This is a genomic window from Winogradskya humida (genome assembly GCF_016862215.1).
GTDB lineage: Bacteria > Actinomycetota > Actinomycetes > Mycobacteriales > Micromonosporaceae > Actinoplanes > Actinoplanes humidus.
In genome coordinates this window covers 1-14307 of record NZ_BOMN01000076.1, presented here as the reverse complement: position 1 = coordinate 14307, position 14307 = coordinate 1, and the positions used below count along the sequence as shown (strand labels likewise).

The 14307-nt window shown below is 69.9% G+C and carries 17 protein-coding genes and 1 pseudogene; 12 read left to right on the top strand and 6 right to left on the bottom strand.

The window, feature by feature from the left end:
• Nucleotides 1-28: 28 nt before the first annotated feature.
• The gene (locus Ahu01nite_RS27400) at nucleotides 29-505 is read right to left on the bottom strand and encodes a MarR family winged helix-turn-helix transcriptional regulator (protein ID WP_203839519.1); all 477 of its coding nucleotides are present in this window, start codon (nucleotides 503-505) and stop codon (nucleotides 29-31) included.
• Nucleotides 506-583: 78 nt separating this feature from the next.
• On the opposite strand from Ahu01nite_RS27400, the gene Ahu01nite_RS27395 reads away from it, so the two are divergent.
• On the top strand, nucleotides 584-1750 hold the full coding sequence (locus tag Ahu01nite_RS27395) for an epoxide hydrolase family protein (RefSeq protein WP_239159179.1): 1167 nt from the start codon (nucleotides 584-586) through the stop codon (nucleotides 1748-1750).
• Nucleotides 1751-1835: 85 nt separating this feature from the next.
• On the opposite strand, the gene Ahu01nite_RS27390 is transcribed toward Ahu01nite_RS27395, so the two are convergent.
• On the bottom strand, nucleotides 1836-2003 hold the full coding sequence (locus Ahu01nite_RS27390) for a hypothetical protein (protein WP_203839518.1): 168 nt from the start codon (nucleotides 2001-2003) through the stop codon (nucleotides 1836-1838).
• A gap of 128 nt (nucleotides 2004-2131) precedes the next feature.
• Between Ahu01nite_RS27390 and Ahu01nite_RS27385 the strand changes: the two genes are divergently transcribed.
• The 6 genes from Ahu01nite_RS27385 (at nucleotide 2132) to Ahu01nite_RS27360 (ending at nucleotide 6464) form a co-directional block, all read left to right on the top strand.
• Nucleotides 2132-2578, top strand: coding sequence for a YbaB/EbfC family nucleoid-associated protein (locus tag Ahu01nite_RS27385; RefSeq protein ID WP_203839517.1), 447 nt, complete (start codon nucleotides 2132-2134; stop codon nucleotides 2576-2578).
• On the top strand, nucleotides 2575-2904 hold the full coding sequence (locus tag Ahu01nite_RS27380) for a type VII secretion target (RefSeq protein WP_203839516.1): 330 nt from the start codon (nucleotides 2575-2577) through the stop codon (nucleotides 2902-2904). Before Ahu01nite_RS27385 ends, Ahu01nite_RS27380 begins: the two co-directional genes overlap by 4 nt.
• Nucleotides 2901-3602 carry a hypothetical protein gene (locus Ahu01nite_RS27375; protein WP_203839515.1) on the top strand — a complete coding sequence of 234 codons (702 nt, stop codon included), beginning with the start codon at nucleotides 2901-2903 and terminating at the stop codon, nucleotides 3600-3602. Before Ahu01nite_RS27380 ends, Ahu01nite_RS27375 begins: the two co-directional genes overlap by 4 nt.
• Before the next feature lie 148 nt (nucleotides 3603-3750).
• Nucleotides 3751-4233 carry a hypothetical protein gene (locus Ahu01nite_RS27370; RefSeq protein WP_203839514.1) on the top strand — a complete coding sequence of 161 codons (483 nt, stop codon included), beginning with the start codon at nucleotides 3751-3753 and terminating at the stop codon, nucleotides 4231-4233.
• Nucleotides 4223-4921, top strand: coding sequence for a beta/alpha barrel domain-containing protein (locus Ahu01nite_RS27365; protein ID WP_203839513.1), 699 nt, complete (start codon nucleotides 4223-4225; stop codon nucleotides 4919-4921). The genes Ahu01nite_RS27370 and Ahu01nite_RS27365 overlap by 11 nt, the downstream gene beginning before the upstream one ends.
• Nucleotides 4922-4967: 46 nt before the next feature.
• Nucleotides 4968-6464: a serine hydrolase domain-containing protein gene (locus Ahu01nite_RS27360; RefSeq protein ID WP_239159178.1), complete on the top strand. Its 1497-nt coding sequence runs from the start codon at nucleotides 4968-4970 to the stop codon at nucleotides 6462-6464.
• On the opposite strand, the gene Ahu01nite_RS27355 is transcribed toward Ahu01nite_RS27360, so the two are convergent.
• Nucleotides 6454-7566: a zinc-binding alcohol dehydrogenase family protein gene (locus Ahu01nite_RS27355; RefSeq protein ID WP_203839511.1), complete on the bottom strand. Its 1113-nt coding sequence runs from the start codon at nucleotides 7564-7566 to the stop codon at nucleotides 6454-6456. The genes Ahu01nite_RS27360 and Ahu01nite_RS27355 overlap by 11 nt on opposite strands.
• Before the next feature lie 108 nt (nucleotides 7567-7674).
• Here Ahu01nite_RS27355 and Ahu01nite_RS27350 point away from each other — a divergent pair, with 108 nt between their 5' ends.
• Nucleotides 7675-8232 (top strand): TetR/AcrR family transcriptional regulator, encoded by a 558-nt coding sequence (locus Ahu01nite_RS27350; protein WP_203839510.1) that lies wholly within the window; start codon nucleotides 7675-7677, stop codon nucleotides 8230-8232.
• Here Ahu01nite_RS27350 and Ahu01nite_RS27345 read toward each other — a convergent pair.
• Entirely contained in the window at nucleotides 8229-9704 is a 1476-nt protein-coding gene (locus Ahu01nite_RS27345) for a glutamate-cysteine ligase family protein (RefSeq protein ID WP_203839509.1), read from the bottom strand. The genes Ahu01nite_RS27350 and Ahu01nite_RS27345 overlap by 4 nt on opposite strands.
• 82 nt (nucleotides 9705-9786) lie before the next feature.
• Between Ahu01nite_RS27345 and Ahu01nite_RS27340 the strand changes: the two genes are divergently transcribed.
• On the top strand, nucleotides 9787-10110 hold the full coding sequence (locus Ahu01nite_RS27340) for a DUF3817 domain-containing protein (protein ID WP_203839508.1): 324 nt from the start codon (nucleotides 9787-9789) through the stop codon (nucleotides 10108-10110).
• A 77-nt stretch (nucleotides 10111-10187) separates the two neighbouring features.
• Complete coding sequence (locus Ahu01nite_RS27335) at nucleotides 10188-11465, top strand: SGNH/GDSL hydrolase family protein (RefSeq protein WP_203839507.1); 1278 nt, start codon at nucleotides 10188-10190, stop codon at nucleotides 11463-11465.
• 15 nt (nucleotides 11466-11480) lie between these two features.
• Here Ahu01nite_RS27335 and Ahu01nite_RS27330 read toward each other — a convergent pair whose 3' ends face one another.
• Nucleotides 11481-12020 (bottom strand): hypothetical protein, encoded by a 540-nt coding sequence (locus Ahu01nite_RS27330; RefSeq protein ID WP_203839506.1) that lies wholly within the window; start codon nucleotides 12018-12020, stop codon nucleotides 11481-11483.
• A 153-nt stretch (nucleotides 12021-12173) separates the two neighbouring features.
• On the opposite strand from Ahu01nite_RS27330, the gene Ahu01nite_RS27325 reads away from it, so the two are divergent.
• On the top strand, nucleotides 12174-13133 hold the full coding sequence (locus tag Ahu01nite_RS27325) for an iron-containing redox enzyme family protein (protein ID WP_203839505.1): 960 nt from the start codon (nucleotides 12174-12176) through the stop codon (nucleotides 13131-13133).
• 255 nt (nucleotides 13134-13388) lie between these two features.
• On the opposite strand, the gene Ahu01nite_RS27320 is transcribed toward Ahu01nite_RS27325, so the two are convergent.
• A complete protein-coding gene (locus tag Ahu01nite_RS27320; RefSeq protein ID WP_203839504.1) occupies nucleotides 13389-13769 on the bottom strand; it encodes a CDGSH iron-sulfur domain-containing protein in 381 nt (126 codons plus the stop codon).
• 149 nt (nucleotides 13770-13918) lie between these two features.
• Between Ahu01nite_RS27320 and Ahu01nite_RS50630 the strand changes: the two are divergent.
• Nucleotides 13919-14307 (top strand): annotated as a pseudogene (locus Ahu01nite_RS50630) (hypothetical protein); the annotation flags it as partial.

Genomic DNA, 14307 nt, shown 5'->3' with positions numbered 1-14307 from the left:
CGCGCGGCCGCCGGGGTGAGGCCACCGATCAGGTGGTGCATGCCTCGGTGTCGCCCGCGCCGAGTGCGACACGTGCCAGGAGATGCCTGAGCTGCGTCTGCTCGTCGGCCGACAGGTCACGCATGAGGGTCGCCTCGACGGTGCGCAGCGAGATCCGCGCTGTCGCCAGCAGCGCGCGGCCGTCGTCGGTGGCGATGACCTGGCTCTTGCGGCGGTCCTGCGGGTCGGGACGGCGCGCGGCCAAGCCGCGCGCCTCGAGCGCGTCGACGACCGAGGTCATGGCGTTCTTGTCGATGCCGAGGCGCTGGCCGAGCGCGAGCTGCGAGGTCGGCGGCTCCGTCGTGACGGCGACCAGCACCTGGTATCCGCGCGCCCCGCCCGGCACGCCGGCCACGGCCCCGGCGGCGGTCCGCGAAAAGCCCGCATACATCGCCTGGAGTGACCAGCCCAGCTCGGTCTCGATCCCGGCGGCCCGCCAGTCGATCGGCGTCCGTTCAGTGCTCATGGGCAAAACATTACCTTGACAGGATCGTCCTCAGCAAGGATCGTCCTCCATCAGGAAGATCTAGCAAAGGATGACATCGTGATCACCCCGTTCACCCTGCACGTTCCCGAATCCGACCTCGACGACCTGCGGCAACGGCTGCTGCACACCCGGTGGCCGGGCCGGGAGACCGTGGCGGACACCGCCCAGGGGCCACAGCTCGCGAAGATCCAGCAGCTCGTCAGCCACTGGGCCACCGGCTACGACTGGCGCGCGACGGAGAAACTGCTCAACGACTGGGGACAGTTCACGACCACGATCGACGACCTCGAGATCCACTTCGTCCACGTCCGGTCCGCGGTGCCCGGTGCCCGGCCGCTGCTGCTCACCCATGGCTGGCCGGGATCGGTGCTCGAGTTCCGGCACGCGATCGGCCCGCTGACCGACCCGGTCGCGCACGGCGGGTCCGCTGTGGACGCCTTCGATCTCGTCATCCCCAGCCTGCCCGGCTTCGGGTTCTCCGGGCACCCCACCGGCACCGGCTGGAACCTGCGCCGGACCGCGCAGAGCTGGGCAACCCTCATGCAGCGGCTCGGCTACGAGCGGTGGTTCGCCCAGGGAGGCGATCTGGGAGCTGTCGTCACCGCGGAGCTCGCGGCGCTCGAAGCCGAAAAGGGGATCGGCCTCGCGGGCATCCACCTGAACATGGCCCTGTTCACGCCCACCGACGACGAGATCCGCGACGCCGACGAGGCGGAACGCGCGATGCTCCAGGAAGGCGGCTACTACTGGCAGACACTCTCGGCCTACTCCCAGCAGATGTCGACGCGGCCCCAGACCATCGGCTACGCCCTCACCGACTCACCGGCCGGCCTGGCCGCCTGGATCTACGCGATGTTCCAGGACGTCGGCGGCACCCACGCCGAGCACGGGGACGCCGAGAAGCTCTTCTCCCTCGACGAGATGCTCGACGACATCATGCTGTACTGGCTCCCCGGCACCGCCGCGTCGGCGGCCCGCATGTACTGGGAAGAGAACCAGCGCCAGTGGTCCGCCCCGGGCACGATCGAATCACCCCTGACCGTCCCGGTGGGCCTCAGCGTGATGCCGGGTGAATACGTACGCCGTTCCCGCCGCTGGGCGGAGAAGCGTTACCCGAACCTCGTTCTCTTCAACGAGGTCGCCCGCGGTGGGCACTTCGCGCTGCTCGAACAGCCGGAGCTCCTCGTCGCCGACATCCGCGAAACGTTCCGGCACCTGCGCTGAGCTCAGCCGGCGTCCGCCCAGTCCGTGGCGGCGGCGCCGGCCTCCTGCGGCTCGATCTGTGCGAGCCGTTCCCGCAGCGCGCCGGTCACGAACCGGTACGAGTCGCTGCCCAGCACCAGCCGCAGCGGCGCGGGTTCGTGCCCGGCGCGGCCAGGCTGAGGCTGTCGAACCGGAATTCGGTACGCGCACCGCCCGGCTCGACGATGGTGACGCCGATGCCGAACGGCGCGACGTCCCGCGCGGTGCCCTCCATGAAACCCTCGACGCCCCACTTCGACGCGACGCCGACGCCCTGGAGAAGCTGGCCGTGATGTAGCGGGGCAGCGCGGGTGGCTTCCGGCCGCTACGATGATTGATCGACATCGATCATCGCGGGGGCTGATGGACATGCGTGGTGCGATCGCGGGCGGGGACCCGTTGCTGGAGCCGGGGCAGGCGCTGGATCGGCTGGCGGCGTGGAAAGGGCGGATCGATCAGCTCGCCGCCGACACGAAGACGATGAGTGACCGGCTGGGCGATCTGCGGGTGACCGCTTCCGACGAGCACCGGATGGTCGAGGTCACCCTTGATTCCCAGGGTGCGCTGCTGGACATCCGGCTCGGCCGGCGGATCCAGCAGGTCGAGCCGGAGATGGTGGCGCGGGCGATCATGAGCACGGTCCGGGAGGCTCGGCAGCGGATCGCCGGGCAGGCCGAGGAGATCATCTCGAGCACCGTCGGCACCGGGACCCCGGCCGCGCGGGCGATCGCGGCGCAGGTCGGCGAGCAGCTTCGCGACGACAGGGTCGAGGACGGCGGGGCGCAGGGCGCCGAGCGGGACCGGTGGTGAGCGTGGCGGCCGAGGGATTTCAGGCTGACGCGTCGCAGATCCGGCGGCATGCCGGCACCGTCGACGCGGTCCGGGCCCGGCTCGCCGCGGTCAAGGCGGCGAGTGCGCACATCGCCCAGGACGACGGGGCCTACGGGTTGTTGTGCAGCTGGTTGCCGGCCGTGCTGGAAGGGCGGCATCAGGAGCAGGACAGCCTCGTCGCGTATGCCGAGCGCAACCTGTCGCAGGCGGCCGATTCGCTCGTCGCGGCCGCCGGTGACTACGACGACACCGACGCGACCGCCGCCGACGCGGTTCGCAAGGCCGGCGATCGGCTGGGCCGATGAGCGACGGTTCCCTGGTCGCGGATGTCGTCTCCACTCGCGAGCCGTGGAGCGGGGCGTCGCTGGCCGACAACTTCCAGGGCCTGCTGATGGCGGTCAAGAGCGAGGGCTGGGTCGACGACCTGCTCGCCGGGGGGTCGCTGGCGCTCGACATCGCCGCGAGCGCGCTCGACCCGTTCAGTGCCCTGCTCGCCAACGGGCTCGGCTGGGCCATGGAGTATTTCGAGCCGTTGCGCAGCGTGCTCGACGAGCTCACGGGGATGCCCGACGTGGTGGCCTCCCACGCCGCGACCTGGGACAACATCGCGGCGGAGCTGGGCGACATCGCGGACGAGCTGGGGTCGCGGGTCGCCGGTGACCTGCCCGACTGGCACGGGGACGCCGCCGGCGCCTACGCCGCCATGATGGGCCACAACGTCTCCGGGCTCGGCGGGCTGAGCGTGGTCGCGTCGGTGATGGCCGCGGCGACCGAGGCGGCCGGCAATCTCGTGCGGTTCACCCGGGACATCGTGCGGGACCTCATCGCGGACCTCGTGGCCCGGGTCATCGTCTGGGCCGTCGAGGCGATCTTCGTGGTCACGATCCCGGTGATCGCCGAACAGATCGTCGCCGCGGTCGTGAAGTGGTCCGCGCGGATCCTCGGCTATACGACCGCCCTGATCACGAGCCTGACCAACCTCACCCGGCTCCTCAACGGCTAGGGGCGCGAGGATGCCAGGCGCAAAACCACACGGCAGCGGCTCGCCGAGCGACGGCTCACACAGCGAGCACGGCGGAGAGGCGGGCGGGGCGCGGCCGGGGCGGCCCCATGGGGGCGGCAGTGCGGACGCGGCTTCCGCGCAACGGACGGTGCGCTCCGAGTTCGATCAGGGTCACGGCAGCGATCCCGGCCACGGCGGCTCGCCCTCGCAGGACCCGGTCCACGGACAACAGACGCACGGCCAGGAGACGGACGGTGACGGCTCGCCGGAGTTGCAGTCGGCCACGCCGGAGGCGGCGAAAGCCTTCGTCGACAACATCACCACGGACCCGAAGTCGGTGGTGGGCAAGTCGGCCGAGGACATCGCGGGGCAGTTCAACGACGCCGGCTATCACGCCACCGTGGTGCAGACGTTCAAGAAGGGGACCTCGGGCAACGCCGTGCAGGTCCGGGTCGAGGACCACCCTGAGATCACCAATATCCAGGTGCACCCGGGCGGCGGCCGGCACACCCCACCGGGATCGCCATACTGGAAGATCTCGACGAACACCTCCGGGAAGAAATGGGTCATTCCCGAGAATTTCCGGGGCGCGGACAGCTTGGGCGGGGAAGCGATTCGTTATGACGAATGATCTGATCAAGGTGGACCGGGTGCGGTCGGCGCAGGAGGCCGCCGTGTTCGAGGGGCTGGGGGCGCGGATGGTGACGGTGTCGCTGAGTCCTGATCCCCGGTTCGAGGACGACCGGACGGTGACGGTTGAGCAGGCCGCGGAGATCGGCCGGGCGCTGCGGCGGGCGACGCTGGTCGCCGCGATGGATCTGCAGGACGACCCCAGCAGGATCAGGCGGATCGTCGCTGCTGCCGGGGCGAAGCTGGTGCAGCCGATCACCGTCGTGATGCCGCCGGTCCAGGTGCGGGTCGCGCTGCGGGATGCGGGGATCGGGGTTGTGTACGGCGGGATCGAGATCGCGCATGACGATGATCCGGCATGGGTGTTCGACGGGTACGACGCCGCTGCCGACCTCGACGCGGAGCTTTTCCACGCCGATGTTCTCCCTGAGTACGGGAACTCGTGGGAATTTCTGCGGGACGAGTCCCCGGAGTTCGAGGAGGAGTTCCAGATCGCGGATCTGAACGAGCTGGCGCGTACCCATCCGATGGTGGTGGGTCTGAATTTCACGCCGGGCAACGTGAAGGAGATCCTGGCGGCGTTGCCCGAGGTGCGGGGCATTGCGCTCACTCTGGCCGACAGGGCGCGCCGGGATGATGCGCGCTGGCATCGGTACGGCGACGCGGTGCGGGTGCTGCAGGCGTTGTGAGGGGCCCCCATTGATCTTCGTCAGCGGGTAATTTGCAGGGATGTCGATGTCGAGGCGCGCTCTGCTGACCGGTGCTGCTGGGGGTGCGGTGGCGCTGACCACCGGGGCCGGGGTGCGGGTTCCCGCGGTGGTGGGGGAGCTCGAGGAGAAGATTCTCGCGGGGATGCGGCGGTATGACGTTCCCGGTGTCGCGCTCGGGTTGCGGTATCGCGGCGTCGACTATGTGCGGGGTTACGGGGTCGCCGAGGTCGGGAAGCCGGCCATGGTGGACGGTGACACGGTTTTCCGGGTCGGGTCCACGACCAAGACGTTCACCGGGACGGCGGTCATGCGCCTGGTGGAGCGGGGCAAGCTTGATCTTGACCGTACGGTGCGGAGTTACCTGCCGGGGTTCCGTGACGGGTTTCCCGCGGCGACCGTGCGGCAGGCGCTCAACCACAGCGCCGGGTGGCTCGGGGACTACTTCTACGACACCGGGGCGGACGATCAGGCCCTGGCGCGGTACGTCGGCGCGATGGGGCGGGTGCCGCAGCAGACGCCGCCGGGGAAGGTGTTCGCCTACAACAACGCGGCCCTCGGTGTGGCGGGGCGGCTGGTCGAGGTTGCCGCCGGGGTGCCGTACGAGGATGCGATCCGGTCCCTGATCACCGGCCCGCTCCGGCTGGACCACAGTAGCTTCTTCACTGAAGACCTGGACGACACGGTGACGGTGGCGATGTCGCATGTGTTCGGGCCGGACGGCACCCAGGTGCCGAGCCCCGGATCGTTCGCGATGCCGCGCAGCATCCATCCGGCGGGCGGGCTGATCTCCAGCGCCCGCGATCAGCTGCGGTGGGCCCGGTTCCACCTCGGCGACGGGGGACGCGTGCTCAGCCGCCGGTCGCTGCGGCTCATGCGGTCGCGGCCCGGCCCGGGTGGGGCCCTGTTCGTCGAGCTGGACGGCATGGGGGTGACCTGGATGGTGCGCCCGACCGTCGAGGGCACCAAGGTCATCCAGCACGGCGGCGACTGGGAGGGCCAGCACTCCGGGTTCCTGATGGTGCCGGAGCAGGACTTCGCCCTCACCGTGCTGACCAACTCGGAGACCGGCCCCGACCTGCTCGACGAGCTTTTCGTCGACGACTGGGCCCTCGCGAGGTTCGCGGGCCTGCACAACCTTCCGGCGAGGGTCCGGCCGGAATCCCGGATCGCGGACTACCTGGGCTACTACACGCTGGAGCAGATCGGCTTCGACGGCGCGGCCGTGAGCATCACGCTGGAGGCCGTCGCCGTCGGCGGCGAGCTCAGCCTGCGGTACGAGGGCGAGGAGCTGCTCCGGCTGGGCTTCTACCGCAAGGATTTCGCCCGGTTCGCCTTCCCGGACGGCACCTACTCCAACGGCCGCAGCAGCTTCGTCCGCGATCGTCACGACCGGGTCGAGTTCTATCGGTACGGCGGCCGCCTGATGCGCCGCACCGACACCCCGCCCGCCGTGGCAAAGTCCAGGACGGCGGCGACCCTGCGCTTCCCGGGGCCGGCCCTGCCGTACCCCGTCAGAGGGTGACGACGACCTTCGCCGCGGAGACGCCCTTGCGCTGGATGTCGAGGGCGTGCTGGAAGTCCCCGGCGCCGTGCCCGACGACGGTGGGCTGCGGCGCGGCGAGGTAGCGGCCCTCGGCGAGCGCCGCCGGGAGGAAGTCGCGGTAGACCGCCGTGCTGACCTCGTTCGTCTTCAGCGAGCTGCCGAAGATGTACTTCGTGCGGACCCCGCGGGACCGGGCGGCGACCTGCAGGGCCACGTTGGAGCCGACAAGCTTCGCGAACACCTTCGCGAAGGCGAGGCGGCCCCCGCCGGCGAGACCTGCGAAGGAGACCGGCGGGCTGGCGATGGCCACGACCTTCTGGCCTTCGGCCGCACCGGCGATGCGTACGCAGGCAGCTGCCCCCGTGGTCCCGATGGCGACCGCCCCGGCGAACGTCCGCCCGCGCAGGGCCGCGATGATGTCCGGCACCACCGTGGGACTGGCGTAGTCGAACACCTGCGTGGCGCCGAGGGACTTCACGTAGTCGAAGTTGCGCGGCGACGCCGTGGTGATGACGTCGTAGCCCGCCGCCGTCGCGAGCTGGACGGCGTTGCTGCCGACGCTCGTGGAGCCACCCCACACCAGCACCGTCGCGCCGGTCGGCGTGGCCCGCGCCGACGGATGCCGCAGCCCCAGCTGGTCGGTCTGGAACAGCGCGCACGCCGCGGTGGAGACGCCCAGCGGCAGCACGGCGGCGTCCTCGTAGGACATCGTCTCCGGGATCGGCGCGGCCAGGCGTTCCAGCACGACCGTGTACTGCTGGAAACCGCCCTCGGCCCCGGTGTTGGTGTCCTTGTCGGTGCCGACCGCGTGGCCGAGCACCCGGTCCCCGGCACGGAACCGGGTGACCGCCTTGCCGACCTCGACGACCTCGCCCGCGACGTCGGAGCCGAGCACCGTCGGATACTTCAGCCAGTTGTACGTGAGCGTGCCCTCGACCTGGATGATCCATTCGAGCGGGTTGATCGCCACGGCGTGGTTGCGGACGACGATCTGGTCGTCGCCGGGCCGCGGGTACGGCGCGGGCCCGACCTCGAGCCGGGCGTGTTTCGCGTTGATCCAGGCGGCGGTGTTGGTCGGCATGATTCGGGCTCCCTGGTGAGAAAGAACTGCTGAGACAGTGAATGCACTTGGTGCAGTCGCCAGTCTGGCACGGGACTGCACCAAGTGCAATAAGCTAGATTGAGACCCATGGCACGGTGGGAACCTGACGCGCAGGGACGACTGCAACTGGCGGCGCTGGAGCTTTTTCAGGAGCGCGGGTACGCCGCCGTGACGGTCGCCGAGATCGCCGACCGGGCCGGGCTGACCAAGCGCACGTTCTTCAACCACTTCACCGACAAGCGGGAGGTCCTCTTCGCCGGCGCGAAGGACTACGAGGCGGGCATCCTGAAGTACCTGGCGGAGACCGGCGGCGACCTCAGCCCGCTCGACGCCGTCCTCGCGGCGTTGACCCGCAGCAGCGAGGATCTCGCGCAGTACGGCGACTTCGCCCGCGCCCGGCAGCGGCTCATCGAGTCGTCGATCGAGCTGCGCGAGCGCGACCTGGTCAAGACCGCCTCGCTGACCGCCGCGCTCGCGGACGCTCTGAACGCTCGCGGCGTACCCATGGGCAAGGCCCGGCTCACCGCCCAGGCCGCCCTCGCCGTCTTCGACACCGCCTATGTCGACTGGATCGGCGAGGGCGCCGAGGACCTCGAAACGCTGATGGGCCGGGCACTCGCCGACCTACGCGAGGCTGTTTCCTAGACCGGCCATTCGTGGACGGGGATGTTCTCGTGCATCGGCGGCAGGTAGCGGCGCAGCATCTCGTGCAGGGCGGCCTGGCGGTCGAGGTGGCCCTCGCCCTCGAGCTTGTGCAGGGTGTCGACCTGCCAGGTGGCGCCGTTGCGGCCGGTCAGGCAGCGCTGCTCGATGATGCCGAGGAGGCGCTCGCGCTGCTCGCGGCTGACGCCCCACTCCTCGAGGCCCTGGTGGGCGAGCGGCAGCAGCCGGCGCAGGACGAGCTCCGACACCGGGACGTAGCCGAGGCCCGGCCAGAAGACCGATGCCGCGATGCCGTGCCGGGCGGCGGTGTGGAAATTCTCCTCCGCCGCGCTGAACGACATCTGGGTCCAGACGGGACGGTCGGCGAGAGCCAGCGCCCGGACCAGGCCGTAGTAGAACGCGCCGTTCGCGACCGTGTCGAGCACCGTCGGGCCGGCCGGGAGGACCCTGTTCTCCACGCGCAGGTGCGGGCGGCCGTTGACCACCGCGTAGATCGGCCTGTTCCAGCGGTAGACCGTGCCGTTGTGCAGGCGCAGCTCGCTGAGGTCCGGGGTGTCGCCGCTCTCCAGGATCTGCTCCGGGTCGTCGTCCGCGCAGATCGGCAGCAGCGCCGGGAAATACCGCACGTTCTCCTCGAAGAGATCGAAGACCGAGGTGATCCAGCGCTCCCCGAACCAGACCCGGGGGCGTACGCCCTGGGCCCGGATCTCCTCCGACCGCGTGTCCGTCGCCTGCTCGAACAGCGGGATCCGGGTCTCGCGCCACAGCTCGCGCCCGAACAGCAGCGGCGAGTTGGCGCCGAGCGCGACCTGCACCCCGGCGACGACCTGGGCGGCGTTCCAGTAGCCCGCGAACTGGTCGGGGCTGACCTGCAGGTGGAACTGGGTGCTGGTGCACGCCGCCTCGGGCGCGATCGAGTCGGTGGTGACCGCGAGCCGGTCGACGCCGTCGATCTTGATGTCGAGGTCCTCGCCGCGGGCCGCGAAGATCTGCTCGTTGAGCAGGGCGTAGCGGGGATTCGTCGACAGCGACGCCGCGGTCAGGTGCTCGCGGCGCAGCGTCGGCAGGATGCCGATCATCACCATGTGCGCGCCGGCGTCCCGGGCGTGCTTCTCCGCGTGGTTGAGGCTGGCCCGCAACTCGCGTTCGAGCTCGGCGTTGCCGTCCCCGGCGAGCCTGCGCGGCGCCACGTTGATCTCGACGTTGAACTGGCCGAGCTCGGTCTGGAAGTCCGGGTCGGAGATCGCGGCCAGCACCTCGGCATTGCGCATCGCCGGGTCGGCGTTGTCGTCGACGAGGTTGAGCTCGATCTCCATCCCGGTCATCGGCCGCTCGAAATCGAAACGGGACTCGCGCAGCATCGCGGCGAACACGTCGAGGCTCCGCCGGATCTTCTGCCGGTACTTCGTGCGGTCCTCGCGGGTGAAATCGCGCCGCTCGACCTCTTCGCCCACCTGCGCACCGCCTTTCCCCGAGCCCCGGCCGAACCGGGCTCACACCTATGATGACCGACAGTTGAGTCTGAGGAGAGAAACCTTGCGCCGCATACCTGCCCTGTTCGCCACCATCGCAATCGCCGAGGCGGTGAGCTGGGCGTTGTTGCTGACCGGGATGTTCTTCAAGTACGTCGTCGTGCACAACGAGATCGGCGTGAAGATCGCCGGCCCGATCCACGGCGGGATCTTCATGGCGTACCTCGCGGTCACCGCTCTGCAGGCGCGGGCCGGGGGCTGGAAGTGGTGGATGACGCTGGTCGCGCTCGTCTGTTCGATCCCGCCGTTCGCGACGCTCATCTTTGAGCGCTGGGCGAAGTCGCACGGGCTGCTCACCGACCGTACGGTGCCAGTAGCCGCTCCGTAAAGTAACGCACCCTTTACACGGAGGTGACAATACATCGAGACTGATCGTTGTCTTCCGACCGGTAAGGGGAGGTAACGATGCGCAGACTCGTCCGTGCACTCACCACGTCCACGTTGCTCGTGGCCGTGATCGCCGCGCCCGCGGGTGCCAGCGAGAAACAGGCAAGACCGGCAGCAGCCGCGTGGACCACAGCCTGGGCCACCGCGCCCTCGGCCGCGGTGTCCGGCGCCGAGCAGGGCTACGCCGGCTACTCCATCCGCAACGTCGTGCACACCACGTCCGGCGGCGGCAGCGTGCGGATCCATCTCTCCAACCGTTTCGGTACGCAACCAGTGCTGATGGGGCACGTCACCGTCGCCGTCTCCGCGCACACCGGCGGCCGCCGCGACGGCACGGTCGACCGCAGCGACGGCACCGCGGCGCCGGGCACCGTGCGGAACGCGCTCTTCAACGGGAAAGCCGCCATCACGATCCCCCGGGGGGCCGAGATCGTCAGCGACCCGGTGCGGTTGCGCGTACCCGCCGATCGGGACCTGCTCGTCACGACCTGGACCCCGCAGCCGTCCGGGACCGTCACGTACCACCCGGCGGCCATGCAGGACTCGTTCTTCAGCCGGGGGCCGGCCGATCACGCGGGTGACGAGGCGGCCACCGCGTTCGCCGAGACCACGGGCGTGTGGCACTACGTGAACGGCGTCGACGTCACCGGCGGGCCCGGCACGGTGGTCGCGCTCGGCGACTCCATCACCGACGGCGTCACGTCCACCCGGGGCGCGAACCGGCGCTGGACCGACTACCTGGCCGGGCGGCTCGCCGGCAGCCCGGTGCCCGATTACGGCATCGCCAACTCGGGGATCAGCGGCAACCGGGTCCTGCTCGACGCCAACTACCCGAACTACACGATCTACGAGGGCTTCGGCCCCAGCGCGGTCACCCGGCTGAACTTCGACGTGCTCGAACGCGCCGGCGCCCGCTCGGTCATCGTCTTCGAGGGCGTCAACGACATCCAGCAGACCCCGCACCAGACCGACCCGGAGCAGATCATCGCCGGGCTCGCCCAGATCACCGCGCAGGCGCACGCCCGCGGGCTGCGCGTCGTCGGCGCCACGATCATGCCGTTCAAGGGCTGGAGCTCGTGGACGCCCGAGCTCGAACGGACCCGCGTCGCCGTCAACACGTGGATCCGCACGGGCGGGGACGGCCAGCTCGACGGGCTCGCCGACTTCGACAAGGCGACCCGGGACGCTGCCGACCCGGCGATCATCGCTCCCGCGTACGACAGCGGTGACCACCTGCACCCCAATGACGCGGGGGACGCGGTCATGGCGGCGGTGGTTCCGCTGTCGCGGCTCTGAGGAGGTAGCGACCGGTCAGCTGATCCAGGCCACCGCCACGGCCAGGACCACGATCAGGCCGAGTACGGCCTGGATCAGCAGGCCCGGACCCAGGTGCGACCACATCGTCGGGACCCAGGGCCGGTACGGCTGCAGCGTCTCCAGATTGATGACCTGCTGCATCTTCACGGGCAGATCCGGGTCCTTCTGCGCCACCGTGCGCACCTGGACGAGGTCGCCGCGGTGCAGCGCCGACTGGGGGAGTTGCCCGTGCATCTCCATCTCGTAGATCTGCCCGAGGTCGTCGCGCAGCCGCAGCTCCGTGACGAGATACTCGGGGCCCTTCTTCAGATCCTTGAACTTGCGCCGCGCGCCGCCGCCACCGCTGCGCAGCAGGCTGAGCAGCAGCCCGACGATGGACTGCATGACCTTCGCGGTGACGAAGATCGCGATGAGCAGCGGCTGACCGACCCGGACCTCGCGCGTGTACGAGGTTCGATAGCCGAGGAACCGGCCGGTGATGACCGGGCCGGAGTGCCGGAGGATCTGCTCGCGGTACAGCTCGGTGTCATCCATGGGGATCACCTCCAGGGGGTATCCCAATCGTACGGAGCGCGATGTTCCAGCCACAGTGAGTGAATTGGCACCTCATGAAACCTCACCGGCGCTCCACCGTTTCGAGCGATCGTGACCGGGAATCCCACCGGTCCACCGACGCAAGGAACCACCATGAAACTGCCCACGCCCCGAGGCCCCGTCTCCGAAGCCCTGATCAACGCCCTCACCCGGGCGCCCCACGCCGTTTCCGCCGGGGATCCGTCGGACGCCGACGACCTGCATCTGGCGCTGTTCGTCTGCTACGAACTGCACTACCGGGGCTGGGACGGCGTCGACGACGCGTGGGAGTGGGAGCCCGGGCTGCTCGGTGTGCGGGCCGCGCTGGAGGCTCTGTTCGAGGCGGATCTGCGGACTCTGGGCGTACCCGTCGCGGTGAAAGACGTGCCCCACGCCCTGATCGACCTCACCCGCGAAGCCGGTGGCCCCTCCCTCTCGGGTTTCATCCGTGGCCGCGCGACCCGCGAGCAGTTCCGCGAATTCGCCGCCCACCGCTCGGTCTACCACCTGCGCGAGGCGGACCCCCACACCTTCGCGATCCCCCGGCTCAGCGGCCCGGCCAAGGCCGCCCTCCTCGAGATCCAGATTGACGAGTACGGCGGGGGAGTCCTCAACCGCATGCACCAGGAACTGTTCAAATCCACGATGACAGCCCTCAACCTCGACACCACGTACGGCGCGTACGTCGACGTCGTGCCCGCCGCGACGCTCGCGAACAACAACCTGATGTCACTGTTCGGCCTGCACCGGCGCTGGCGCGGGGCGCTGCTCGGGCACCTCGCCGCCTACGAGATGACCTCCACCGGCCCCAACCGCAACTACGGCAACGGCCTGCGCCGGCTGGGCGGCTCCGAGGCGGCGACCCGCTTCTACGACGAGCACGTCGAGGCGGACGCGGTCCACGAACAGATCGCCGCCTTCGACATGTGCGGCTCCTTCGCCACCGCGGAACCGGAACTCGCCGCGGACGTCCTCTTCGGCGCGCGCTGCGTCCTCACGCTCGAGGACCGCTGGGCCGCGGGCGTTCTGGCCGCCTGGGCAAACGGCGAGTCCTCGCTCCGCACGGCCCTGTAGTTCTCTCCGGGCCCGTCCGCCGGATCCGGTCCGTCCGCTGGTTCCGGGCCCGTCCGCTGGTTCCTCGGGCCGGGTCGGGTCGTTCTGGGCTGCCGGCGTTTTGGCTGGTCACGGCCTCGGGCAAAAGTTATGTGTTTCTTGGTGAGACACGATTGCCTCGCGCTTGACAGCCCACGGTGCGAAAAGTTGCGCCATCCCGGACCTCGGCGCAACATTTGACCTTGGCGCCGGCCGCCGGTAGCGGCCTGCTGCCTTTCAGTAACCTGCTGGCTTCTCGTTGTCTGCCTGGATGTCGCTGTTCGCTGATGTTTCCCGGGGTGCTGACGTGTCGGGGGATGCCGGTGTTTCTCGGGGTGCTGACGTTTCTCGGGGTGCTGACGTGTCGAGAGGTGTCGGTGTGTCGCGGGGTGCGGGTGTGTCGCGGCCGGTTCCGGCTCGGAAGCCGATGGCCTTGTGGGTGCCGTCGCAGAACGGCTTCGACGCCGACTTCCCGCACCGGCACAAGGCGACCGTCCCGCGGCCGGGATCAATGACGGCACCATCGGGCGTACGCATGGTGAAGTTGCCCCTGATCAGCAATGGCCCGTCCTCGTAGGGCACCACGACCGCCCCGCCCCCACCAGCCGTATCAGTCATGCCCGCACGGATGCCCGGCCCCGCCCCCGCAAAACCCGCCCACCCCGCTCCGCGGCCCGATTGTGCCGAAAGCGGCCCGGAACAGGGCGGATCACGGTGAACTTGACCCCGAACGCCTTCCACGGCGGAGCATTCGGGGGTGGGACACCATGACAGGCAGCATCACAAAGTACGTTAAACCCGACAGCGTCCTCGCACGCACAGCCTGGGAAATGCTCCAATCCCACGCCGGCGGCCAGGGCCCGCACGACGGCATCACCATCTGCCCCGTCTGCGGCGAACGCCTCCCCTGCACCGCGGGCCGAGCCGCCGCCGAGGTAGTAGCAGCAGCCGGCCTGGCCGAATCCTCCGGCCTCATCGCCGCGACCCGCTCCCACCTCCCCATCCCCCCACCCACCACCGGCCCCCTCACCATGCCCCCGGCCTTCCCCCCGTCCACCCCCACCACCCCACCCCCCACCTTCACCCGCCCCCTCACCCCGAACCCGGCTCACACCACCCCCCACCCGACCGCACCCCAGCCCCCCACCCCGTGGCC